Annotated in this window: 20 protein-coding genes; 10 read left to right on the top strand and 10 right to left on the bottom strand. The window is 72.2% G+C overall.

Annotated elements, in window-relative coordinates; translation table 11 throughout:
• The first annotated feature begins 567 nt into the window (after positions 1-567).
• From GGE06_RS19065 to GGE06_RS19055, 3 genes are all read left to right on the top strand, one after another.
• Positions 568-1,251, top strand: a complete 684-nt coding sequence (locus tag GGE06_RS19065; RefSeq protein ID WP_184931324.1) for a DUF6230 family protein — start codon at positions 568-570, stop codon at positions 1,249-1,251.
• 117 nt (positions 1,252-1,368) lie between these two features.
• Positions 1,369-1,959 (top strand): DUF6114 domain-containing protein, encoded by a 591-nt coding sequence (locus GGE06_RS19060; RefSeq protein WP_116158767.1) that lies wholly within the window; start codon positions 1,369-1,371, stop codon positions 1,957-1,959.
• On the top strand, positions 1,949-3,247 hold the full coding sequence (locus GGE06_RS19055) for a hypothetical protein (protein ID WP_116158766.1): 1,299 nt from the start codon (positions 1,949-1,951) through the stop codon (positions 3,245-3,247). The genes GGE06_RS19060 and GGE06_RS19055 overlap by 11 nt, the downstream gene beginning before the upstream one ends.
• A gap of 79 nt (positions 3,248-3,326) precedes the next feature.
• Here GGE06_RS19055 and pyk read toward each other — a convergent pair whose 3' ends face one another.
• From pyk to pta, 3 genes are all read right to left on the bottom strand, one after another.
• Entirely contained in the window at positions 3,327-4,757 is a 1,431-nt protein-coding gene (gene pyk, locus GGE06_RS19050) for a pyruvate kinase (RefSeq protein ID WP_116158765.1), read from the bottom strand.
• 74 nt (positions 4,758-4,831) lie between these two features.
• Positions 4,832-6,052 carry an acetate kinase gene (locus GGE06_RS19045; RefSeq protein ID WP_184931323.1) on the bottom strand — a complete coding sequence of 407 codons (1,221 nt, stop codon included), beginning with the start codon at positions 6,050-6,052 and terminating at the stop codon, positions 4,832-4,834.
• Positions 6,049-8,130 carry a phosphate acetyltransferase gene (pta, locus tag GGE06_RS19040; RefSeq protein ID WP_184931322.1) on the bottom strand — a complete coding sequence of 694 codons (2,082 nt, stop codon included), beginning with the start codon at positions 8,128-8,130 and terminating at the stop codon, positions 6,049-6,051. Before pta ends, GGE06_RS19045 begins: the two co-directional genes overlap by 4 nt.
• Positions 8,131-8,434: 304 nt before the next feature.
• On the opposite strand from pta, the gene GGE06_RS19035 reads away from it, so the two are divergent.
• Both GGE06_RS19035 and GGE06_RS19030 read left to right on the top strand, forming a co-directional pair.
• A complete protein-coding gene (locus tag GGE06_RS19035) occupies positions 8,435-9,460 on the top strand; it encodes an ATP-dependent 6-phosphofructokinase (protein ID WP_116158762.1) in 1,026 nt (341 codons plus the stop codon).
• A 247-nt stretch (positions 9,461-9,707) separates the two neighbouring features.
• On the top strand, positions 9,708-10,361 hold the full coding sequence (locus GGE06_RS19030; protein ID WP_116158761.1) for a hypothetical protein: 654 nt from the start codon (positions 9,708-9,710) through the stop codon (positions 10,359-10,361).
• Positions 10,362-10,379: 18 nt separating this feature from the next.
• On the opposite strand, the gene GGE06_RS19025 is transcribed toward GGE06_RS19030, so the two are convergent.
• The 4 genes from GGE06_RS19025 to GGE06_RS19010 form a co-directional block, all read right to left on the bottom strand.
• Positions 10,380-11,120: a tyrosine-protein phosphatase gene (locus GGE06_RS19025; protein WP_184931321.1), complete on the bottom strand. Its 741-nt coding sequence runs from the start codon at positions 11,118-11,120 to the stop codon at positions 10,380-10,382.
• Between the two features lie 33 nt (positions 11,121-11,153).
• Positions 11,154-11,825, bottom strand: a complete 672-nt coding sequence (locus GGE06_RS19020) for a helix-turn-helix domain-containing protein (RefSeq protein WP_184931320.1) — start codon at positions 11,823-11,825, stop codon at positions 11,154-11,156.
• A gap of 82 nt (positions 11,826-11,907) precedes the next feature.
• A complete protein-coding gene (locus tag GGE06_RS19015) occupies positions 11,908-12,603 on the bottom strand; it encodes a response regulator (RefSeq protein WP_116158759.1) in 696 nt (231 codons plus the stop codon).
• Positions 12,600-14,402, bottom strand: a complete 1,803-nt coding sequence (locus GGE06_RS19010) for a sensor histidine kinase (protein WP_246532631.1) — start codon at positions 14,400-14,402, stop codon at positions 12,600-12,602. The genes GGE06_RS19015 and GGE06_RS19010 overlap by 4 nt, the downstream gene beginning before the upstream one ends.
• Before the next feature lie 165 nt (positions 14,403-14,567).
• On the opposite strand from GGE06_RS19010, the gene GGE06_RS19005 reads away from it, so the two are divergent.
• Entirely contained in the window at positions 14,568-15,923 is a 1,356-nt protein-coding gene (locus GGE06_RS19005; RefSeq protein ID WP_184931319.1) for a cation:dicarboxylate symporter family transporter, read from the top strand.
• A 115-nt stretch (positions 15,924-16,038) separates the two neighbouring features.
• Here GGE06_RS19005 and GGE06_RS19000 read toward each other — a convergent pair whose 3' ends face one another.
• On the bottom strand, positions 16,039-16,923 hold the full coding sequence (locus GGE06_RS19000) for an aldo/keto reductase (RefSeq protein WP_116158757.1): 885 nt from the start codon (positions 16,921-16,923) through the stop codon (positions 16,039-16,041).
• Positions 16,920-17,822 (bottom strand): NAD-dependent epimerase/dehydratase family protein, encoded by a 903-nt coding sequence (locus GGE06_RS18995; RefSeq protein WP_184931318.1) that lies wholly within the window; start codon positions 17,820-17,822, stop codon positions 16,920-16,922. The genes GGE06_RS19000 and GGE06_RS18995 overlap by 4 nt, the downstream gene beginning before the upstream one ends.
• Before the next feature lie 76 nt (positions 17,823-17,898).
• Here GGE06_RS18995 and GGE06_RS18990 point away from each other — a divergent pair, with 76 nt between their 5' ends.
• From GGE06_RS18990 to GGE06_RS18975, 4 genes are all read left to right on the top strand, one after another.
• The gene (locus GGE06_RS18990) at positions 17,899-18,423 is read left to right on the top strand and encodes an Lrp/AsnC family transcriptional regulator (protein ID WP_181924502.1); all 525 of its coding nucleotides are present in this window, start codon (positions 17,899-17,901) and stop codon (positions 18,421-18,423) included.
• 42 nt (positions 18,424-18,465) lie between these two features.
• On the top strand, positions 18,466-18,876 hold the full coding sequence (locus GGE06_RS18985) for a MerR family transcriptional regulator (protein ID WP_116158755.1): 411 nt from the start codon (positions 18,466-18,468) through the stop codon (positions 18,874-18,876).
• A gap of 5 nt (positions 18,877-18,881) precedes the next feature.
• Positions 18,882-19,220 carry a thioredoxin family protein gene (locus GGE06_RS18980; RefSeq protein ID WP_116165302.1) on the top strand — a complete coding sequence of 113 codons (339 nt, stop codon included), beginning with the start codon at positions 18,882-18,884 and terminating at the stop codon, positions 19,218-19,220.
• Positions 19,221-19,367: 147 nt separating this feature from the next.
• Positions 19,368-21,605 carry a HelD family protein gene (locus GGE06_RS18975; protein WP_184931317.1) on the top strand — a complete coding sequence of 746 codons (2,238 nt, stop codon included), beginning with the start codon at positions 19,368-19,370 and terminating at the stop codon, positions 21,603-21,605.
• On the opposite strand, the gene glgB is transcribed toward GGE06_RS18975, so the two are convergent.
• Complete coding sequence (glgB, locus tag GGE06_RS18970; protein WP_116158753.1) at positions 21,592-23,823, bottom strand: 1,4-alpha-glucan branching enzyme; 2,232 nt, start codon at positions 23,821-23,823, stop codon at positions 21,592-21,594. The two genes, GGE06_RS18975 and glgB, sit on opposite strands and share 14 nt — an antisense overlap.
• Between the last annotated feature and the right edge of the window lie 61 nt (positions 23,824-23,884).

Below are 23,884 nucleotides of genomic sequence, written 5' to 3'. Positions count from 1 at the left end.
CGATTTGGCAGCAGGGTGACAAATCGCGGCCGCGCTTTACCAAAACTTGGTAATCGCGGCCGCTGTTACTTGCAGTAAATCGAACCCGGCGTTCTGTCCCGATTCATCAGATGATCTCCTGACATTCCCTGTCGCTCGAACGTACCCAGCGTGCCCGTTCGGTCCCGCCCCGCCATGACGCGGTTATCCACCCGTTACTAGCCAGTAACGAACCCCCTTGTGCGGGGGCCCGGAATGGACCACGATCGGCGACGCTCGGTCCGAACCGCACCACCCCGGCAACCAACCGGGAAAGCGGCGAGGGTCCCCACCGAGTGGACCGGTGTTCCGGCACCGGTCGTGGACAGGGGGGTTCCCGCTCTCACCGAACGGGGCCTGTCCAAATCAGGTCGCGTTCGAAGGCGCGACCCATGGTTGTCGCTCGGGGGTGATCGCCGGTGATTCGGACGCGCATCGCGCCGCCTGATGCCTCGGCGCTCTCCTTCCCGAGGACGTAGCTCTTCTCCCATCCCAGGGTGGCCCCCCGGGGTCCCTCCGGAGATGTACGTCCGAGAAGGAGGAATTCTCATGAAGTCCCAGGTTCGTGGCGGAACCAGATGGAAGCGGTTCGCCGTCGTCATGGTCCCGAGCGTGGCCGCGACGGCCGCGATCGGCGTCGGCCTGGCCCAGGGCGCGCTCGCCGCGTCCTTCAGCATCTCCGGCCAGGAGTTCAAGGTCTCGGCCCAGAGCCTTGAAGGCACGAACTTCGTCCAGTACGGCAGCGTGGACACGGGCAAGGACCTGACGGGCAAGGACATCGCCGCCCCCGTCGCGGTGTCCGGCTTCTCCACCGCCAAGATCACCAAGATGTGCCAGTCGGTCGTCACGCCGAAGGTGCCGTTCATCAACGACTCGGTCACCCTCCGCCTGGAGGCCGGCACCGAGGCCGCGACGACGGGCAAGGACGAGGACAAGGTCCAGGCGACGGGCATCTACCTCGATGTCTCCGACCTCAAGGCCGACGCCCAGTTCGACAACATCGACATCGGCGTCGCGGCCGGCAAGCTCAACGAGTTCGGCGGCAAGGCGGACCCGACCAAGCCGGGCATCCAGCCGAACACCGCGGCCAACCCGTACGGCTTCGGCCAGCGCGCCGAGACGGCGACGCTGAAGAACGTGCAGCAGAGGGCCTGGGCCACCACGGCCGGCACCTTCAAGCTGCCCGGCCTGCACCTGTCGCTGCACAAGGGCACCGACGCCGAGTGCTACTAGGACCGGCCGGTCCATAAGGACCGATCCGTTCCGGAGGGTGGGGCCGTCGTGTGCGGTCCCACCCGCCAGGTTCCTTCTTCATCTTTTTCAGCAACACCGCTTCCAGGGAGCTGTTCCATGAGCGCCGAGATCCCCGCCTCCCGCGAAGTCCCCGTAAAGGAGAACCGGTTCAAGGTCTGGCGGCAGACCCGGCCCTTCTGGGCGGGACTGTTCACCATGCTGGGCGGCGTGCCGATCGCCTACCTCCCGTACGGAGACCTGCGGCTCGGCAACATCACGCTCGCCCTGGCGACGACCGCCGGAGCCGGCGCGCTGATCATCGGCGTCCTGCTCATCACGCTCGGGCTGACGATGTGGTTCCAGCCCATTGTCCGGGTGTTCGCGGGTGTCGCGGCGATCGTCCTGGCACTCGTCTCCATCCCGGTGTCGAACTTCGGCGGCCTCGTCGTCGGATTCCTGTTCTCCCTCATCGGCGGCGCCATGTCGGCCTCGTGGGCGCCCGCGCCCCCGGTCGAGGAGGCCGAGGAGGACGAGGAGAGCCGGGACGCGGCAGAGCACGACGGCCGGCCGGAGGCCTCGTACGAGGCCGGTGCGGAGCACGGGACCGAGGTCGTGCCCGTGGCCGCGTTCCCGGAGCAGCGCGAGGCGGAGCACCAGGCGACCGAAACGACGATCGACGCCAACGGCGGGAGGAACAGTGCGGGGTGACGAGAATCAGTCGGCGCTCGCGAAGGAGGGCCCGCGGCACGCGGCCCCGCGCAAGTCGCTGCTGAACAGGATCCAGGGCCCCGCGGGGAGGGCGATGGCACTGGCGGCCATGCCGACCGCGGTGTTCGTGGGCATGGGCCTCACGCCCAAGCTCGCCCTCGCGGACAGCAAGGACATCCCCTTCGCCCCCGGCCCCTGCGTGACGCGCTCGGACGAGCCGACGCCGGACGCGACGGAGACGGCGACGGAGAGCGCGAAGCCCACCGCCACCGCCTCGCCGACGGACACCCCCACGGCGACCGCCACGCCCTCCGCCACCGCGACGCCGGACGCGACCCCGACGCCCACCGCCACGCAGGGCGGACAGACCGCCGCGCCGCAGACGCAGCAGCACGCGACGACCGCCCCCGCGCCCGCCGCGACCCCCACGGCCACCCCCTCGCCGACGAAGTCCAAGAACCCGCTGGACCCGCTGGGCCTGGGCGACGCCCTGAAGGACCTCTTCGACGGCCCCGACAAGACGCCGACGGCCACGCCCACGCCCACCACGGCGCCGACCACGGCCGCGCCCACGCAGACGCAGCCCCCCGCCGACAAGGCGCCGGCGACCGACGCCCCGGCCCCGACCGCCACCACCGGGGCCCCGAAGCCGAAGCCGGCGGACGAGGCCACGCGGAAGACGAAGACGGCGATCGAGCAGGCCGCCGACGAGGCGGGCGTGAAGGTCTCGGAGCTCCCCGACAGCGTCAAGGGCCTCGACGTCACGAAGGACACGGACATACCCGACGGGGCCAAGCCCCGCTTCCCGTGCCCCGAGTACGACGCCCAGGCGCTCGCCGACGCGGAACTGGAGCCGGGCATCCCGCTGCTCCCGGACGCGCCCTGGCGCCTGGAGAGCTCCTGGCTCACCCTGAAGGGCCTCAAGTACCACGGCATCGTCGAGGTGAAGACCGGCAGCGGCACGATCAAGAAGGTCCTCAAGTTCACCGCGTCCGAGGTGGACATCAAGGACCTGCACCAGATGACGGAGCACTCCGACGGCCGCACGGCGCACATCCGCTCCACGCCGGGCTCGACGTCGACCATCACGGGCGGCACGGTGACGATGTACACGGAGGAGCTGAAGGGCAACCTCCTCGGCATCATCCCGATCACCTTCAGCCCGGAGTCCCCGCCGCCGCTGGACATCTCGCTCGTCTGGTTCAGCAACGTGAAGATCAAGCAGGCGGGCCAGTTCGGCGGCAACCTCCAGATCAAGGGCCTCCGCAACACGATCGAGCCCAGCTGATCCCCGTACCACTCCGGGAGCCGCACACGACGAAGCCCCCGTCCGATCCGGACGGGGGCTTCGTCGTGCGTCACGCGGGTCAGGCCTGCTCGGCGCCGCCCAGGTGGTGGACGCGGACCATGTTGGTCGTGCCCGGGACGCCGGGGGGCGAGCCGGCCGTGATGACCATGGTGTCGCCGGCGTTGTGGCGCTGGAGCTTGAGGAGCTCGGCGTCCACGAGGTCGACCATGGCGTCCGTGTTGTCCACGAACGGGACCAGGAAGGACTCCACGCCCCAGCTCAGGGTGAGCTGGTTGCGGGTGCCCTCGTCCGTCGTGAAGGCGAGGATCGGCTGCTGAGTGCGGTAGCGCGACAGGCGGCGCGCGGTGTCGCCGGACTGCGTGAAGGCGATCAGCGCCTTGCCGTCGAGGAAGTCGGCGATCTCGCAGGCCGCGCGGGCGACGGAGCCGCCCTGCGTGCGCGGCTTCTTGCCCGGGACCAGGGGCTGGAGGCCCTTGGAGAGCAGTTCCTCCTCGGCCGCGGCGACGATCTTCGACATCGTCTTCACGGTCTCGATCGGGTACGCGCCGACCGAGGACTCGGCCGAGAGCATGACCGCGTCCGCGCCGTCCAGGATCGCGTTGGCGACGTCGCTCGCCTCGGCGCGGGTCGGCCGCGAGTTGGTGATCATCGACTCCATCATCTGGGTGGCGACGATGACGGGCTTGGCGTTGCGGCGGCACATCTCCACGAGGCGCTTCTGCACCATCGGGACCTTCTCGAGCGGGTACTCCACCGCGAGGTCGCCACGGGCCACCATGACCGCGTCGAAGGCGGCGACGACATCGGCCATGTTCTCCACGGCCTGCGGCTTCTCGACCTTGGCGATGACGGGGACCCGGCGGCCCTCCTCGTCCATCACCTTGTGGACGTCCTTGACGTCGTCGGCGTCGCGGACGAAGGACAGGGCGACCATGTCGCAGCCCATCCGCAGGGCGAAGCGGAGGTCGTCGACGTCCTTCTCCGAAAGCGCGGGCACGTTGACCGCCGCGCCGGGCAGGTTGATGCCCTTGTGGTCGGAGATCACGCCGCCCTCGACGACGATGGTCTTGACCCGGGGGCCGTCGACCTCGACGACGCGCAGCTCGACGTTGCCGTCGTTGATCAGGACCTGGTCGCCCTTGGACACGTCGCCGGGCAGACCCTTGTAGGTGGTGCCGCAGATCGACTTGTCGCCCGGGACGTCCTCGGTGGTGATGGTGAACTCGTCACCGCGCACCAGCTCGACCGGTCCCTCGGCGAAGGTCTCCAGTCGGATCTTCGGACCCTGGAGGTCGGCGAGGACGCCGACGGCGCGGCCGATGTCCGCGGAGACCTGCCGGAGGCGGTCGTACCGCTCCTGGTGCTCTGCCTGGGACCCGTGGCTGAAGTTGAATCGGGCCACGTTCATACCGGCCTCGATGAGAGCCTTCAGCTGCTCATACGAGTCGACGGCGGGGCCCAGCGTGCAGACGATTTTGGAACGGCGCATGAGGCGGATCCTATCGGTTTGTTTCGCTGCGGAATATTCCGTCTGGTGGAAAATACAAATGGGCGCGGGTCCGCTCAGGCGTTCACTTCTCCGGACACCAGTGCGTAGCTCTGCCGCGCGATCTCCAGCTCCTCGTCGGTCGGCACCACCGCGACCGCCACCCGCGCGTACACCGGCGAGATGACGCGGGCCTCGTCGGACCGCACGGCGTTCAGGTCCGCGTCCACCGCGAGCCCCAGCTCCTCCAGGCCCGCGATCGCGGCCGCCCGCACCGGCGCCGCGTTCTCGCCGACGCCCGCCGTGAACGCCACCGCGTCCACCCGGCCGAGCACCGCGTAGTACGCGCCGATGTACTTCTTCAGCCGGTGCACGTAGATGTCGAAGGCCAGTGCCGCCCGCTCGTCGCCCTCGTCGATCCGCCGGCGGATCTCCCGCATGTCGTTGTCGCCGCAGAGCCCCACGAGACCCGACTTCTTGTTGAGGAGCACGTCGATCTCGTCCGTCGACATGCCCGCCACCCGCTTCAGGTGGAAGGTGACCGCCGGGTCGATGTCGCCCGAGCGGGTGCCCATGACCAGGCCCTCCAGGGGGGTCAGGCCCATGGAGGTGTCCACGCACCGGCCGCCCCGCACCGCCGAGGCGGACGCGCCGTTCCCCAGGTGCAGCACGATCACGTTCACCTCCTCCGGCTCCTTGCCGAGCAGTCGCGCCGTCTCCCGCGAGACGTACGCGTGCGAGGTGCCGTGGAAGCCGTACCGCCGGATCCGGTGCGCGTCGGCGGTCTCCACGTCGATCGCGTACCGCGCCGCCGACTCCGGCATCGTCGTGTGGAAGGCCGTGTCGAAGACCGCCACCTGCGGCAGGTCGGGACGCATCGCCATCGCCGTACGGATGCCCATGAGGTTCGCCGGGTTGTGCAGCGGCGCCACCGGCACGAGCCGCTCGATCTCCGCGAGCACCTCGTCGTCGATGACCGTCGGCTCGGTGAACCGCAGCCCGCCGTGCACCACCCGGTGGCCGATCGCCGCCAGCTCGGGGGAGTCCATCCCCAGCCCGTCCGCCGACAGTTCCTCGGCGACCGCCTTCAGTGCCGCCGCGTGATCGGCGATCGGCCCGTTCTTCTCCCGCTTCTCGCCGCCCTGGAGGGGGGTGTGCACGATCCGCGAGGTCTCCTCGCCGATCCGCTCCACGAGACCCTGTGCCAGGCGGCTGTCGTCACGCATGTCGAGCAGCTGGTACTTCACCGACGAGGAGCCGGAGTTGAGGACGAGGACGCGCGTGGGGGTGGAGGTCATGCCGGGAGCTCCTGGGCCTGGGACTGGATCGCCGTGATGGCGACCGTGTTGACGATGTCGCTGACGAGCGCGCCGCGCGAGAGGTCGTTCACGGGCTTGCGCAGACCCTGGAGGACCGGGCCGACGGCCACGGCGCCGGCCGAACGCTGCACGGCCTTGTAGGTGTTGTTGCCCGTGTTCAGGTCCGGGAAGACCAGCACGGTCGCCTGACCCGCCACCTCCGAACCCGGCAGCTTCGTCGCCGCCACGGACGGCTCGACGGCCGCGTCGTACTGGATCGGGCCCTCGATCCGCAGCTCCGGATGCGCCTCGCGGACCAGCTTCGTCGCCTCCCGCACCTTGTCGACGTCCGCGCCGGAGCCCGAGGTGCCCGTCGAGTACGACAGCATCGCGATCCGCGGATCCACCCCGAAGCGGGCCGCGGTCGCCGCCGACTGGACGGCGATGTCCGCGAGCTGCTCGGCGTCCGGATCCGGGTTGACCGCGCAGTCGCCGTACACGAGGACCTTGTCGGCCAGCAGCATGAAGAACACCGAGGAGACGATCGAGGCGTCCGGCTTCGTCTTGATGATCTCGAAGGCCGGCCGGATCGTCGCCGCCGTGGAGTGCACCGACCCCGACACCATGCCGTCGGCCAGGCCCTCCTGCACCATCAGCGTGCCGAAGTAGTTCACGTCCGAGACCACGTCGTACGCCAGCTCGACGGTGACGCCCTTGTGGGCCCGCAGCGCCGCGTACTTCTCGGCGAACGCGTCGCGCAGCTCCGAGGTCTGCGGGTCGATCAGCTGCGTGTCGCCCAGGTTCACGCTCAGGTCCGAGGCCTTCTTGCGGATGGCCTCGACGTCGCCGAGCAGCGTCAGATCGCAGACGTCACGGCGGACGAGCACGTCCGCGGCCCACAGCACCCGCTCCTCCGTACCCTCGGGCAGCACCACCCGGCGCCGGTCGGCCCGCGCCTGTTCGAGGAGCTCGTGCTCGAACATCATCGGGGTGACCCGGCCGCTGCGCGCCACCGAGATCCGCTTGAGGAGGTCGGCGGTGTCCACGTGCCGCTCGAAGAGACCGAGGGCGGTCTCCGCCTTGCGCGGGGTCGCCGCGCTCAGCTTGCCCTCCAGGGCGAACAGCTCCGCCGCCGTCGGGAAGCTGTTGCCGGCCACGGAGATGACCGGCGTGCCGGGCGCGAGCCGGGCCGCCAGGGTGAGGATCTCCTCGCCGGGCCGCTCGTTCAGGGTGAGCAGCACACCGGCGATCGGCGGGGTGCCGGCCGAGTGCGCGGCGAGCGCGCCGACGACCACGTCGGCCCGGTCCCCGGGGGTGACGACGAGACAGCCCGGGGTCAGCGCCTTGAGGAGGTTCGGCAGCATCGCGCCGCCGAAGACGAAGTCGAGCGCGTCCCGGGCGAGCCCCGAGTCGTCGCCGAGGACGACGGAGGCGCCCAGGGCGTGGGTGATCTGGGCGACCGTGGGCGCGGCGAGCGCCGGCTCGTCGGGCAGCACGTAGCAGGGGACGGGGAGCCGGGTCGCGAGCCGCTCGGCGATGGTCTCGCGGTCCTCGCCCGCCACCCGGTTGACGACCATCGCGAGCACGTCGCAGCCGAGCCCGTCGTACGCCCGGAAGGCGTTGCGCGCCTCGGCCCGTACGGACTCGGCGGGCTGGCCCTTGCCGCCGACCACCGGTATCACGGAGGCGCCGAACTCGTTCGCGAGCCGGGCGTTGAGCGCGAGCTCGTCGGGGAGCTGGGTCGCGGCGAAGTCGGTGCCGAGCACCAGGACGACCTCGTAGTCGCGGGCGACGGTGTGGAAGCGGTCGACGAGCCGGGAGACCAGCTCGTCGGTGCCCTGCTCGGCCTGGAGCGCGGAGGCCTCGTGGTAGTCCATGCCGTAGACCGTCGACGGGTCCTGGGTGAGCCGGTAGCGGGAGCGCAGCAGATCGAAGAGCCGGTCGGGACGGTGGTGCACGAGCGGCCGGAACACCCCCACCCGGTCCACCTGGCGGGTGAGGAGCTCCATGACTCCCAGCTCGACGACCTGGCGGCCGTCACCGCGGTCGATCCCGGTCACGTACACGCTGCGCGTCACGCCGTGGTCTCCTGTCCAGTCCTGCGGAAGGGGCCGAGCGGTGCCCTCGCGGCACCGGTCAACGGCCCGTACGTCAATCGACAGTGCTCAGAAAGCCCCGATAGGGCGGCATTACCCCCTTGACAATACCCCCGCCGATGGTTACGTCGCCCGCCGGACGAAGGGCCCGGAAAACCGGGACGAAAGGCCCCCGCGAGCCCGCCCCCGGGACGCGCGGACCGACGACGAGCGCGCCCCTCAGGCGGCGCGTGTGAGAATTGCGGTGGCTCACAACGGACCGCGACCGAGCAGGAGACCAAGCACGATGCGCATCGGAGTTCTCACCGCAGGCGGCGACTGCCCCGGCCTGAACGCAGTGATCCGGTCGGTCGTGCACCGGGCCGTCACCCACTACGGCGACGAGGTCATCGGCTTCGAGGACGGCTACGCGGGCCTCCTCGACGGCCGCTACCGCGCCCTCGACCTCAACGCCGTCAGCGGCATCCTCGCCCGCGGCGGCACCATCCTCGGCTCCTCCCGCCTGGAGCGCGACCGCTTCCGCGCGGCCTGCGACAACGCCAAGGAGCTCATCGAGAAGAGCGGCTTCGACGCGCTCGTCCCGATCGGCGGCGAGGGCACCCTCACCGCCGCCCGGATGCTCCACGAGGCCGGCGTGCCCGTCGTCGGCGTCCCCAAGACCATCGACAACGACATCTCCTCCACCGACCGCACCTTCGGCTTCGACACCGCCGTCGGCGTCGCCACCGAGGCCATGGACCGGCTCAAGACCACCGCCGAGTCCCACCAGCGCGTCATGGTCGTCGAGGTGATGGGCCGGCACGCCGGCTGGATCGCCCTGGAGTCCGGCATGGCCGGCGGCGCCCACGGCATCTGCCTGCCCGAGCGCCCCTTCGACCCGGCCGACCTGGTCAAGATGGTCGAGGAGCGCTTCTCCCGCGGCAAGAAGTTCGCCGTCATCTGCGTCGCCGAGGGCGCGCACCCCGCCGAGGGCACGATGGACTACGGCAAGGGCGAGATCGACCAGTTCGGCCACGAGCGCTTCCAGGGCATCGGCACCGCCCTCGCGTACGAACTGGAGCGCCGCCTCGGCAAGGAGGCCCGGCCCGTCATCCTCGGCCACGTCCAGCGCGGCGGCACGCCCACCGCGTACGACCGGGTGCTCGCCACCCGCTTCGGCTGGCACGCCGTGGAGGCCGTGCACCGCGGCGACTTCGGCCGGATGACGGCACTGCGCGGCACGAACGTCGAGATGGTGCCGCTGGCGGAGGCCGTGACCCAGCTGAAGACGGTCCCGGCGGACCGCATGCGCGAGGCGGAGTCGGTGTTCTAGGAGACCCGCTCCTGAGGCCCGGTGGCCCCGACCGTCCCCCCGTGGACGGTCGGGGCCACTTCGCCATGTCCGGCATCGCCCCCGGAAATGCCGGATTCCACTCTTGAGCCCCGGCGCGGGATCAACAAGGCTGGGACCGTCCCGGACACGTCCCGACGCTGTCCGGCGGACGGCCGACGGCGGACGGTGGGAGGCGCGGATGACGCCGGGGGAGCACGCTCCTGATCCACGGGAGGACGGGGGCCCCGTGGCCGATCCCGTCTGGCCCGGTGCCGCCGACGACCCGTGCGGCGCCACCGGCGGGGCCCCGTCCGCGACCGGCTCCCGGATACGGCGCGGCCTCGTCGCCACCGTCGCCCTCGCCGGGCTCGTGCTCGCCGGCCTCAGCGTCGTCGCCTTCCTGCGGGACGGGCACACCGGGCACCCGCCCCGCACCCCCACCGCACCCGCCGCCGGAGACGTCCGCATCCGGGTGGCCGGCACCGAGTTCTGCCTCGGCGAGCGGCGCGGCACCCGCACCGGGCGGGTCCTCCAGGTGCCGTGCGCCGCCGCGGGTCTCCCGCTCTACTCGCTGGCCGAGGCGGGCGGCGGCCGGTGGCGGATCGTTTCGGACCACCCCGACTCCGGCCCCGGCTGCTCCGGAATACCCTCCGGCGGCCGGACGCCCGACGCCGCGTACGAGGACGCCGCGTGCGACGACCCGACCCGGGTCGAGACCTTCGCCCTGGAGGCGTACGGCACCCCGGTCGAGGGCTACCGGATCGTCCCGGTCGGCTCCGCGACCCCCGGCAGCTGCGTCACCGTCGTCGGCGACCGGTCGGCCGCCTGGGCCCGCCTCGCCCAGGCGCCGTGCGCAGCGGACGGGGCGGGCCAGCTGTTCGACTTCGACAGGAGGGACTGAGAGGCGGGCCTCAGGGCCTCAGGGGGCTTCCACCAGGCGGGACCTGAGCGCCGTCACCACCTCCGGGTCGAGCCCGACGTGGCCGGTGACGTACCCGTGCACCGAGCCGTACCGCTCGCGCAGGTCCGCCAGGAACAGCCGGATGACGTCGGCGGGCGCCCGGCCGTAGCCCGGCCAGCGCGGCTCCCGGCCCGGGTGCGCGGCCCGCCAGTCGTCGATCAGCCGCTCCGTGGCCAGCTCGGTGAGCGCGAAGTCCGCGAGGATCTCCTCGTCCGGGACCTCCAGGAGGCCGAGGACGACGGCCGCGAGCAGACCCGTGCGGTCCTTCCCGGAGGCGCAGTGGAAGACGAGCGGTCCGTCGGCGGCGGCGATCAGCTCCAGGGCCGTACGGAGCTCCTCCGCCCCGTCCTCGGCGACCTCGGCGAAGCGGTCGGCGAGGTAGCGCCAGGGGTCGAGGGCCGGGTCGATCGCCTCCTGGTCGTAGGGGCGGTGCTCGATGGAGAGGTTGTGCCAGGAGACCTCCTCGGTCTCGGGCAGGCGGCCCTTGCCGGCGATCTCCCACGGATAGCGCAGGTCGATCACCGTGCCCACGCCCAGCGCGCGGAAGCGCTCCAGGTCGGCGGGGCCGGCGTCCGCGAGCTTGCCGAGGGAGTCGGAGCGGTAGAGGACCTCCCACCGCACGGTCCCGCCGTCGGCGGTCCGATAGCCGCCCAGATCACGGAAGTTGTGGAGGCGGTCGAAGGATATGTGTCGTCTCACGGCGGCCAATCTACGGCCACGGTCGACGATGATCTACGGGCCCACCGCGGCCCAGAAGCGGGCCGTGATCTCGTCCAGGTAGGCGCGGCCCTCGTCGCCGGTCGTCCCGATGGCGCCCCAGCTGCTGGTCGCGACCACCCGCGCGTGGTACTCCGTGTGGAGCTGCTGGAGCGCGGACTCCACGATCCGCTTGGGCAGCGGCACCATTTTCACCATCGGCTTCACGTACGCCTGCCAGCGCGTCGTCGCCGCGTCCCGCAGCAGCTCGGCGAGGGCCTCGTCGCCGCCGGTCGCGGTGATCAGGGCGCGCGGGCCGAGACCGAGCACCTCCGCGAGGGCGGCCGTCTGGCGTTCGGTGCCGCGCCAGCTGCCCTCGTCCTCCATCCGCCGGTACGCGTGCGGCGCCACGCCCACCCGGCGGGCGAGCTCCTCGGTGGAGAGCCCGCGCGCCACCCGGTGCTCGCGCAGCGTGGCGGCGGCGACGATCAGCTCCGCGGGGGAGCACCACAGGACGCCCGCGAGGGCGGTGAGCTCCTGCTCGTTCGGGACGGCTTGGCCGCGCTCCCAGGCGACGACCGTCTCGGGGGCGACGAAGAGGCCGTACTGCGCGCGCAGGCCGTAGGCGACGTGGCCGAAGGCCATGCCGAGGCCCTCGCGGAGGCGGCGCGCGGCCTGGGCGTCGAAGGGCGGGGAGGGTTGGTGCACCCGGCCACGGTAGGTACAAAGGGTGACGGCTGGCTACGGTGCGTTCCCCCAACGTGCGGCGTCGTAGGAACGTGGGAACCGGTCAGTAACCGCGCCCCGGTCCGTCGACCCAGCGGTACTGGAGCTCGGGCCGTCCGATCTGCCCGTACTGCGGGGCGCGCACGGCCCGGCCCTCCGTGACCAGGTGCTCCAGGTAGCGGCGGGCGGTGATCCGGGAGATCCCGACCGCCGTACCGGCCTCGGCGGCGGTGAGCCCGGCGGGGGCGGCCCGGAGGGTGCGGGTGACGGCTTCGAGCGTCGGGGCGCTGAGGCCCTTGGGCAGCGTGGCGGGGTGCGGGGCCCGGAGCGCGGCCAGGGCCCGGTCCACCTCGTCCTGGCCGGAGGCCTCGCCGGCGGCCGCGCGGAACTCGGCGTACCGGGCGAGCCGGTCCCGGAGGGTGGCGAAGGCGAACGGCTTCAGGACGTACTGGACGACGCCGAGGGACACGCCCTCGCGGACGACCGCCAGGTCGCGGGCGGAGGTCACGGCGATGACGTCGGCGGAGTGCCCGGCGGCGCGCAGGGCCCGCAGCAGCTGGAGGCCGTGGCCGTCGGGCAGGTAGAGGTCGAGCAGGATCAGGTCGACGGGGGTCCGGTCGAGCACCCGCACGGCGGCGGCCCGCGAGTGCGCGACCCCGACGACGGTGAACCCCTCGACGCGCCCGGCGTAGAGCGCGTGCGCGTCGGCGGCGACGGGGTCGTCCTCGACGACGAGGACGCGAAGGGGGTGGGGGCTCACGGGGCGACCTCCGGGGTGGCGGCGGTGGGGGCACCGGGGATCTTCCCGCCGCCGGGGCCCGGCGCCCCCGGCCCCCCAGGGCGCGCCGCACCGGCAGGGGCCGGTGCGCTTGCCGTGCCGGCCGCGCCCGCAGGGCCGGGCATGCTTGCCGTGCCGGCCGCGCCCGCAGGGAGCCCCGCGCTCGTTCGATCCGACCCGGCGGCAGCGGCGCCCGCGGCCAGCGGCAGGCGGACCGTGAACCGCGCGCCGCCCTCCTCCGCGTCCGCGAGGTGCAGCGTGCCCGAGGCCCGGGTGACCGCCTGGCGCACCAGGGCGAGGCCGAGGCCCCGGTTCGGGCCCCGGGTGGACCAGCCGCGGCCGAGGACCGCCTCGCGGTCGGCGGGGCGGACGCCCGGGCCGCTGTCGGCGACCCGGAGCAGCAGCTCGCCGTCGCCCGCGCGGGCCGCGACCGTGACCGTCACCCGCGCGTGCGGGGTCCCGCCGGCCGCCTCCACCGCGTTGTCGATGAGGTTGCCCAGGATCGTCACCAGGTCCCGGGCGGGCAGGGCCGCCGGCACCCGGCCGTCGTCGATGCGGCTGTCCTCGGTGAGGACCAGCTCCACGCCCCGTTCGTTCGCCTGCGCCGCCTTGCCCAGGAGCAGCGCCGCGAGGACCGGTTCGCCCACCGCGTCGACGACCCGGTCGGTGAGCGCCTGGGCGAGTTCCAGTTCCGCCGTCGCGAACTCCACCGCCTCGGCCACCCGGCCCAGTTCGATGAGCGACACGACCGTGTGCAGCCGGTTCGCCGCCTCGTGGGCCTGGGAGCGCAGCGCCTCCGTGAAGCCCCGCTCGGAGTCCAGCTCGCCGGAGAGCGCCTGGAGTTCGGTGCGGTCCCGGAGCGTGACGACGGTGCCGCGGCGCTCCCCGCCCACCACCGGACGGGTGTTGACGACCAGGACCCGGTCCGCCGTCAGGTGCGTCTCGTCGACGCGCGGCTCCGAGGAGAGCAGCGCGCCGGTCAGCGACGCCGGCAGGCCGAGGTCCGCGGCCGGCCGGCCGACGACCGCCTCGTCCAGGCCCAGGAGTTCCCGCGCGCCGTCGTTGATGAGGGCGATCCGCCGCCGCCCGTCGAGCATCACGAGCCCCTCCCGCACCGCGTGCAGCGCGGCCTCGTGGTAGTCGTGCATACGGCTCAGCTCGGTGGCGTTCATGCCGTGCGTGTGGCGGCGCAGCCGGGCGTTCACGACGTACGTCCCCGCACCGCCGAGCGTGAGTGCCGCGCCCGCCATCCCGAGCAGCGCGGTCACCTGCTTCCGTACCTGCTCGCTGATCTTGTCGATCGTGATGCCCGCGCTGACCAGGGCGACGACCCGGCCGTGGTCGAGGACCGGCGCCACCGTCCGCACGGACGGGCCGAGGACCCCCAGGTGCGTCTCGGAGTAGATCCGGCCCTGCCGTGCCTGCTCGATGTGGCCGAGGTACGTGCGGCCTATCTGCTCCGGCTCCGGATGCGTCCAGCGGGTGCCGTCCGGGGCCATGACCACCACGAAGGCGACGCCCGCGTGACGGCGCAGCGACTCCGCGTACGGCTGGAGGGCGGCCGTCGGATCGGCGGAGTGCGCGGCGGCGACCACGGACGGCGAGTCGGCGACGGCCGCGGCGGTCGCCGTGGCCTGGCGCCGCGCGGTCTCCTCGGCCTGCGTGAGGTCCGTGACGTACGCGAAGACCGCGCACCCCGCCACGACGACGGCCACGAGCACGACCTGCATCGCGAAGAGCTGGCCGGCGAGGCTGCGGGGGCGGGGGAGGCGGAGACGCATGCGGGTAAGTGTGCACGTGGGAACGTGGGCGGCGGCACCGCGTTCCCGAATCGTTCCCGTCCCGCCGTGAACGAAACGCACGCAACCGTGACCCGGGTCACAGGCTGATGGATAGTCGCGGAGGTCCACCGGGACGTGGACACCCATCAGCACGAGGAGGACCCCGTGGCCGCACGCCGGGACCGTACCCACTATCTCTATCTGGCCGTCATCGGCGCCGTACTGCTCGGCATCGCGGTCGGCTTCCTGGCGCCGGGCGTCGCCGTCGAGCTCAAGCCGCTCGGCACCGGCTTCGTCAACCTGATCAAGATGATGATCTCGCCGATCATCTTCTGCACGATCGTGCTCGGCGTCGGCTCGGTGCGGAAGGCCGCGAAGGTCGGCGCCGTCGGCGGCCTCGCCCTCGGGTACTTCCTCGTGATGTCCACCGTCGCACTCGCGATCGGTCTGCTCGTCGGCAACCTCCTGGAGCCCGGCTCCGGGCTCCACCTCACCAAGGAGATCGCCGAGGCGGGCGCGAAGCAGGCCGAGGGCGCGAGCGAGTCGACGCCGGACTTCCTGCTCGGGATGATCCCGAAGACCCTCGTCTCCGCCTTCACCGAGGGCGAGGTCCTCCAGACCCTCCTGGTCGCCCTCCTCGCCGGCTTCGCGCTCCAGGCGATGGGCTCCGCCGGGGAGCCCGTCCTGCGCGGGATCGGGCACATCCAGCGGCTCGTCTTCCGCATCCTCGGCATGATCATGTGGGCCGCGCCGGTCGGCGCGTTCGGCGCGATCGCGGCCGTGGTCGGCGCGACCGGTGCCGCGGCCCTGAAGTCGCTGGCCGTGATCATGATCGGCTTCTACGTCACCTGCGGGCTCTTCGTCTTCGTGGTCCTCGGTACGCTGCTCCGCCTGATCGCCGGGATCAACATCTGGTCGCTCCTGAAGTACCTGGGCCGCGAGTTCCTGCTGATCCTCTCCACCTCGTCGTCCGAGTCCGCGCTGCCGCGGCTCATCGCGAAGATGGAGCACCTGGGCGTCAGCAAGCCGGTCGTCGGCATCACCGTGCCGACGGGGTACTCCTTCAACCTCGACGGCACCGCGATCTACCTGACGATGGCCTCGCTGTTCACGGCCGAGGCGATGGGCGACCCGCTGTCGCTCGGCGAGCAGGTCTCGCTCCTCGCCTTCATGATCATCGCGTCGAAGGGCGCGGCGGGGGTGACGGGCGCGGGCCTCGCCACGCTCGCGGGCGGCCTCCAGTCCCACCGTCCCGAACTCGTCGACGGAGTCGGCCTCATCGTCGGCATCGACCGCTTCATGAGCGAGGCCCGCGCCCTCACCAACTTCGCGGGCAACGCGGTCGCGACGGTGCTCGTCGGCACGTGGACGAAGGAGATCGACAAGGCGCGCGCGGCGGAGGTCCTGGCGGGGCGGGTCCCGTTCGACGAGACGACGCTGGTGGACGACGGGCACGGGACGGGGGTGGTCCCGGACCAGCGCGCGGACGAGGGCGAGGAGAAGGCCAGGGCGGGCGTCTGATCCACCGGGGCCCGCCCCGTGCGGGCCCGCGCCCCGCCCGTGTGGGCAATCGTCCCGCAGGGCGAGGGGGACCCCCCTCGCCCCGGCGGAACGCATGCCCACAACGGCGGGCCCGTCAGTTCCTGTTCAGGGCCGTCAGGTCCTCCGGCGTGAGCCGTAGGGTCGTGGCGCCCGCCGAGTCCCGCGCCGTGGACGGCCGGCTCGCGCCCGGGATCGGGAGGACCGTTTCCGAGCGGGTCAGGAGCCAGGCCAGGGCCACCTGCTGGGGGCTGACACCGTGCGCGCGGGCCACGCGGTGGAAGGCGCCGAACTCCGGGTCCTCCTCGAGGGCCGACGCCCCGTCCAGGGAGCTCCGCGAGATCCCGCCCAGCGGGCTCCACGGCAGGAACGCCAGGCCCAGCGACGCGCACAGCCGCAGCTCCGCCTCGCTGTCCCGCACCGCCGGCGAGTAGCGGTTCTGTACGGAGACCAGCCGGTCGCCCAGGATCTCGCGGGCCTGGACGATCTGCTCGGTACTCACGTTCGAGACGCCCGCGAGTCGTACCGTGCCCGCGTCCAGCAGCTCCCTGACCGCACCGAGCGATTCGGCGTACGGGACCGCCGGGTCCGGCTTGTGCAGCTGGTACAGGCCGATCGGGCCGCCGCCGAGCCGCCGCGCCGAGTCCTCCGCCGCGCGCCGCAGGTGCCCGGGCCGGCCGTCCACGGTCCAGCCGCCGTCCGCCGTACGCCCCCGGCCGCCCTTCGTCGCGACGAGCACGCCGTCCGTACCGCCGCCGTACGAGGCGAGGGCGCGCCGCACGAGGAGCTCGCCCTCGCCCGGTGTGCCGCCCGGCGGGTGGTACGAGTCGGCGGTGTCGAGGAGGGTCACGCCCGCGTCGAGCGCGGCGTGCACCGTGGCGACGGCCCGCGCCTCGTCCGGGCGGCCCTCGATGGACAGCGGCATCGTGCCGAGCCCGACGGCCCCGACGCGTACGTCCCCCAGCATCCGGTACCGCGTCATCGGCGCATCGCCCCGATCGTCTCCGAGACGGCCTCGGCGAGCCACTCGCCGGAGTCCGTGAAGGTGTAACCGAGCGACTCCGCCCGGGAGTTGGACATGGCGTACGAGCGAGCGAAGGAGAACGGCGAGACCTCCCCGACCTCCACCTCCCGGAACACCGTCCGGCCGCCCACCAGCTTCTCGATCTCCGCGCAGATGTCGGCCGTCGTGAGCGGGGAGTGGGAGTGCGCGTTCACCGGCCCGGTGAAGTCCGCCCCGACCGCCCACGCGAGGAACGCCGCGATCTCCTCCACGTACACATAGGTCGCCGGGCGGTTCACCACCGGCACGGCGATCGGTTCGCCCGCCCGGATGCGCCGCGCGTAGTGGTCGAGCCGGCCCGTGAAGTCGTCCGCGCCGCCGAGGACGTGCGCCACCCGCACCGAGGCCCAGGCGAACGGCGCGCCGCCCGCCGCGAAGACCGCCTCGGCCTGCCGCTTCCCCTCCCCGTAGTGCGCGTCGAGGAACTCCGGGTCCTGCCAGGGCAGTCCCGTGTCGACGGTCACCGTGGCCGGGTCCACGGCGGACTCGGCGACCGGGACGGCGGAGTCCTCGTACTCGTACACCTCGACCGTCGACGTCATCACATAGCGCCGGGTGCGCGTCGCGAACACCCGCCGGGCGATCTCGGCCTGGCGCGGCGTGTAGCAGACCTGGTCCACGACGACGTCGAAGGAACGGCCCGCGAGGACGGATGCGAGGGCGCTCTCGTCGTCACGGTCGGCGACGAGCTGCTCGATTCCCTCCGGGGCCGCGGAAGAACCCCGGTTGAGCACCGTGATCCGGTGCCCGGATTCCCGCAGCAGCGCGATGAGCCGCTTTCCGAAATAGCGGTTCCCGCCGATCACCAGGATGTCCATGGATCCCAACTCCCCCAACTCCCTTGTCTCTGTGCACAAGTGTTACGTTGTGCGCTTGCCGATTGAAGGGGGAAACATGGGAGTGCAGGCCGTCCCGCCGAAGGAACCACGGCATTCGCGAGCCGCCACCGACGAAACGTCGGCGGCCGCTTTCGACCCCATCGACCGGCAGATCCTGGACCTCCTGCAGACCGACGGCCGCATCAAGCTGAGCGAGCTCGGCCGCCGCGTCCGGCTCAGCCCCGCGGCCGTCACCGAACGGGTCCGCCGTCTGGAGGCGAGCGGGGCGGTCACCGGCTACGGCGCGCACGTCTCGCCGGCCGTGCTCGGCTACGGCATCCAGGCCTTCATCCGCGTGAACCCGCACGGCGGCTACACCCTGAAGCACCCCCGCACCCTGGAGCTGACCGCGCGCCCCGAGGTCCTGGAGGTCCACCACGTGGTCGGCGAGGACTGCTGGATCCTGAAGGTCGCCGTCACCGACACCATCCACCTGGAAGACGTCCTGGAGCAGACCTCGGCCCTCGGCCGGACCACGACCTCGATCGTGCTGTCCTCCCCGGTGGTCCGCAAACCCCTCCTGCCGTCGTCCGCGCGCTGAGCCCTTGCCTTGACGTCGGCGTCAAGGCCTACCGTCGGGGACATGCGCATCGGAGAGCTGGCCGAGCGGGCCGGGACGACCACGCGGACCCTGCGGTACTACGAGTCCCGCGGTCTGCTGACCGCCCGGCGTACGGAGCAGGGGTACCGCACCTACGACGAGGACGACCTGCGGCTGCTCCAGCAGATCAGGACCCTGCAGGACTTCGGGTTCGAGCTGGAGGAGACGCGGCCGTTCGTCGACTGCCTGCGTGCGGGGCATCCGGCGGGGGACTCCTGTCCCGCGTCGATCGCCGTCTACCGGCGGAAGGTCGCCGAGCTGGACGGGCTCATCGAACAGCTCCGGGCGGTACGCGCCCAGGTGGGCGCCCAGCTGCTGCGGGCCGAGGCGGAACTGCCGCACGGCCCGGAGCCCCGGTGCGAACTCGAAGCGGAGACGGAGACGAAGGGGTGACGGACATGACGACGTACGCGGAGGGCGTGGCCCGGGTCACGGACGCGGACTTCGGCACGGAGGTGCTGGGCGCCGGGCTGCCGGTCCTGGTGAAGTTCACGGCGGAGTGGTGCGGGCCCTGCCGGCAGATGAAGCCGGTGCTCGGCGCGCTCGCCGCCGAGGAGGCGGAGCGGCTGCGCATCGTGGAGGTCGACGTGGACCACAGTCCGGAGACCGCGCTGAGGTACGGGATCCTCGGGACGCCGACCTTCGTGGTGTTCCGCGGGGGCGAGCCCGTGAAGTCGATCGTGGGCGCCCGCCCGAAGCGCCGGCTCCTGGCGGAACTGGAGGACGTGCTGGCCTGAGCGGCCCGACACCGAGGCATACAGAAATACCCCGACTAGAATTGACAGTCGGGGTATTGCATCGCGTATATTCATTGATTCCGTATCCGGGCATACCGGAAGTACGGAGAAGTTCAATAAACGCACTGTATCGCGCCGGGAGTCGAATTGTCAACCGAGGAATTTCGGAATGAGCAGCGGTTCATCACCGATCTCTACGCACGACTCGACGACCTGAGGGACCAGGCCGAAGCCGCCGTCGAGCGGGCGCTGCGCACCCCCGGGGTCGGCAGCAGCCAGGGACGGCTCGAACGGGACGTGATGGTCGCCGAGCAGTCCGGGCTGCTCTCCGCGCTCAACGCCGGGGAGAGCGGGCTCTGCTTCGGCCGGCTCGTCTTCAAGGACGGCCGCGACCACCACATCGGCCGGCTCGGCATCCGCGAGGACGACCCGAACCGCACCCCGCTCGTCGTCGACTGGCGCGCCGAGATCGCCCGCCCCTTCTACCTCGCCACCGGGTACGAGCCGATGGGGCTCTCCCGCCGCCGGCACATCACCACCCGGGGGCGCGAGGTCGTCTCCCTCCACGACGAGGTCCTCGACCTCGCCGACGCCACCCGCACCGGCCACGAGAGCCGGGACGCCGACGAGGTGCTGCTCGCCGCGCTCGACGCCGCCCGCACCGGCCGCATGCACGACATCGTGCAGACCATCCAGGCCGAGCAGGACGCCATCATCCGCTCCCCGCACCGAGGGGTCCTCGTCGTCGAGGGCGGCCCCGGCACCGGCAAGACCGCCGTCGCCCTGCACCGCGCCGCGTACCTCCTCTACGCGCACCGCGAGCAGCTCGCCAAGCGGGCCGTCCTCATCGTCGGCCCCAACCCCGCCTTCCTCGGCTACATCGGCAACGTGCTGCCCTCCCTCGGCGAGACCGGCGTCCTCCTCGCCACCCCCGCCGAGCTGTTCCCCGGCGTCCGCGCCACCGGTACGGACACCCCGCGCGCCGCCGCCGTGAAGGGCGCCGCCGCCATGGCCGACGCGCTCGCCGAAGCCGTACGGGACCGCCAGCAGGTCCCCGAGCGCGGCGAGCCGCTGATCGTGCCCCACGAGGACGGCGACCTGGTCATCGACTGGGACATGGCCCTCGAAGCCCGCCACAAGGCCCGCGAGACCTTCCTCCCGCACAACCTCGCCCGCCCCTACTTCGTCTTCCGGATCCTCGACGCGCTCGCCGAGCAGCTCGCCGACCGCATCGGCGCCGACCCCTACGGCGGTCCCAACTTCCTCGGCCCCGACGACATCGCCCTGCTCGCCAAGGGCATCGCCGCCAACCCCGACGTCCACGCCGCCATCGACACCCTGTGGCCGCCGCTCACCCCGCAGGAGTTCCTCGCCGACTACCTCGCCGAGCCCACGCACCTCGGATCCGAGGCCGACGCCGGGGCGATCCGCCGCGACGGCGGGCCGTGGACCCCCGCCGACGTACCCCTCCTCGACGAGGCCGCCGAACTCCTCGGCCAGGACGACTCCGCCGCCCGCGCCGCCGAGGAGGCCGAGCGGCAGAAGCAGATCCAGTACGCGCAGGGCGTCCTCGACGTCTCCTTCGCCTCCCGCACCTACGAGTTCGAGGACAAGGAGGAGCTCGACAAGGACGCCTCCGAGGTCCTCTCCGCCCACGACATCATCGACGCCGAGCGCTTCGCCGAGCGGCACGAGGAGGCCGACCACCGCACCGCCGCCGAGCGGGCCGCCGCCGACCGCACCTGGGCCTTCGGCCACATCATCGTCGACGAGGCCCAGGAGCTCTCCGCCATGGCCTGGCGGCTCCTCATGCGCCGCAGCCCCAACCGCTCCATGACCCTCGTCGGCGACCCCGCCCAGACCGGCGACCCGGCCGGCGTCGGCGCCTGGGAGTCCATCCTCGGCCCGTACGTCGAGGACCGCTGGGACCACGTCCGCCTCGGCGTCAACTACCGCACGCCCGCCGAGATCATGGCCGTCGCCGCCGAGGTCCGGAGGGCCGCCGAACCCGGCTTCGAACCGCCCCGCTCGGTGCGCTCCACCGGGGTCGAGCCCTGGGACCGGACGGTCGACGACCCGGTGAAGGAGGCCGCCGACGCGGTCGCCGCCGAACTCCGCGAGGAGGGCCGGATCGCCGTCATCGCCCCGTCCGAGTTCCACCCCGGACTGATCGCGGCGCTCCCCGAGGCCTCGTACGGCCCGAAGCCCGACCTCACCCGGCCGGTCGTCCTCCTCGACCCCCGGCAGGCGAAGGGCCTCGAATTCGACACGGTCCTCGTCGTCGACCCCGACGGCATCCGGGAGGGCGCCACGCACGGGATCAACGACCTGTACGTGGCGCTCACCCGGGCCACTCAGCGGATGGGCGTCATCAGGCTGGCCTGAGCCACACCGTCGCGAGCGGCGGCAGCGTCATCCGCACGCTCGCCTCGCGGCCGTGCCACGGCACCGACTCGGTCTTCACCGGGTCGGTGCCCACCACGTCCGAGCCGCCGTACCGCGCCGCGTCCGTGTTCAGGACCTCCGCCCAGGCCGCGAACGTGTCCGGCACCCCGAGCCGGTAGTCGTGCCGCACCACCGGCGAGAAGTTGCACACCGCGAGCAGCGGCGAGCCGAAGCCGTCGAACCGCAGGAACGCGAAGACGTTGTCCTCCGCCGCGTCCCCCACCACCCACTGGAAACCGTCCGGGACGGTGTCCCGCTCCCACAGCGACGGCGTCGCCGTGTACACCGTGTTCAGGTCCCGGACGAGGTCCCGCACCCCCCGGTGGTCCGCCTCCGCCCCGTACGCCGGATCGAGCAGCCACCAGTCGGGCCCGTGGTCCGCCGACCACTCCGCGCCCTGCGCGAACTCCTGCCCCATGTAGAGCAGCTGCTTGCCGGGGTGCGCCCACATGAAGCCCAGGTAGGCGCGGTGGTTCGCGCGCTGCTGCCACCAGTCGCCCGGCATCTTCGACACCAGCGACCGCTTGCCGTGCACCACCTCGTCGTGCGAGATCGGCAGGATGTAGTTCTCGCTGTACGCGTACACCATCGAGAACGTCATCTCGTGGTGGTGGTACTTGCGGTGCACCGGCTCCTTCTCCACGTACTGGAGCGAGTCGTGCATCCAGCCCATGTTCCACTTCATGCCGAAGCCCAGACCGCCGAAGCCGCCCGGACCCACCTGGTCCGTCGCCCGCGTCACCCCGTCCCAGGCCGTCGACTCCTCGGCGAACGTGACGACGCCGGGGCAGCGGCGGTACACCGTGGCGTTCATCTCCTGGAGGAAGCGGACCGCGTCCAGGTTCTCCCGGCCCCCGAACTCGTTCGGCGCCCACTCGCCGTGCTCCCGCGAGTAGTCCAGGTAGAGCATCGACGCGACCGCGTCCACCCGCAGCCCGTCCACGTGGAACTCCTGGCACCAGTACACGGCGTTGGCGACGAGGAAGTTCCGCACCTCCTTGCGGCCGTAGTCGAACTCCAGGGTCCCCCAGTCGGGATGGTGCGAACGGCGCGGGTCCTCGTGCTCGTACAGCGGACGCCCGTCGAACTCCGCGAGCGCCCAGTCGTCCTTCGGGAAGTGCGCCGGCACCCAGTCCATCAGGACCCCGATCCCCGCCCGGTGCAGCGCGTCGACCAGGAACCGGAAGTCGTCCGGGGTGCCCATGCGGGCCGTCGGCGCGTAGAACCCGGTGACCTGGTAGCCCCAGGACCCGCCGAAGGGGTGCTCGGTGACCGGCATCAGCTCCACGTGCGTGAACCCGAGATCGCGGACGTACGCGGGCAGCTGCTCGGCGAGCTGCCGATACGTCAGCCCCGGCCGCCAGGAGGGCAGGTGGACTTCGTAGACGGAGATCGGCGCCTCGTGCGGCGGGCGCGCCCCGCGCCGCTCCATCCACTCCGCGTCCTCCCACGTGTGGTGCGACGCGGTGACGATCGACGCGGTGTTCGGCGGGCACTCCGTACGACGCGCCATCGGGTCCGCGCGGACGGTGTGCGAACCGTCGGGCCGCGCGATGTCGTACTTGTAGACCGCGCCCTCGCCGATCCCCGGGACGAACAGCTCCCACACGCCCGTCGACCCCAGCGAACGCATCGGCAGCGCCGTGCCGTCCCAGTGCGTGAAGTCGCCCGTGACCCGCACCCCGCGCGCGTTCGGCGCCCACACGGCGAAGCGGGTGCCGGCCACGCCCTCGTGGGTCATGGGGTGCGAGCCGAGCGCCGTCCACAGCTCCTCGTGCCGGCCCTCGCCGATCAGGTGCAGGTCGAGATCGCCGAGGGCCGGCAGGAAGCGGTACGGGTCGTGCACGGGCATCTCGTCCCCGTCGTACCGCACCCGCAGCTCGTACGCCGGGACCTTCCGCAGCAGCGGGACGAACACCGAGAACAGCCCGTCGCCGTCGTCGTCCATCAGGAGCCGCTTGCCCTTGGTGAGGACGGCGACCTCCTTCGCCCACGGGCGCAGCGCCCTGATGACGACCCCGCCCTTCACCGGATGCGCGCCGAGCAGACCGTGCGGATCGTGATGCTCCCCGGCGAGCAGCCGGGCCCGGTCACCCGGGTCGAGCACGGGCGCCTTCCGTACGGTGCTGGACTTCTTGCCTGAGGGACGGCCGGTCACGGGGGTGCCTCCTGGGGGCAGGGGAAGGGGCTACGGGAACGGAACGGTGACGCGAGGGGCC

Origin of the sequence: Streptomyces nymphaeiformis (assembly GCF_014203895.1) — a bacterium.
GTDB lineage: Bacteria > Actinomycetota > Actinomycetes > Streptomycetales > Streptomycetaceae > Streptomyces > Streptomyces nymphaeiformis.
The sequence above is the reverse complement of the archived record's forward strand: the minus strand, read 5'-3'. Positions and strand labels throughout refer to the sequence as shown.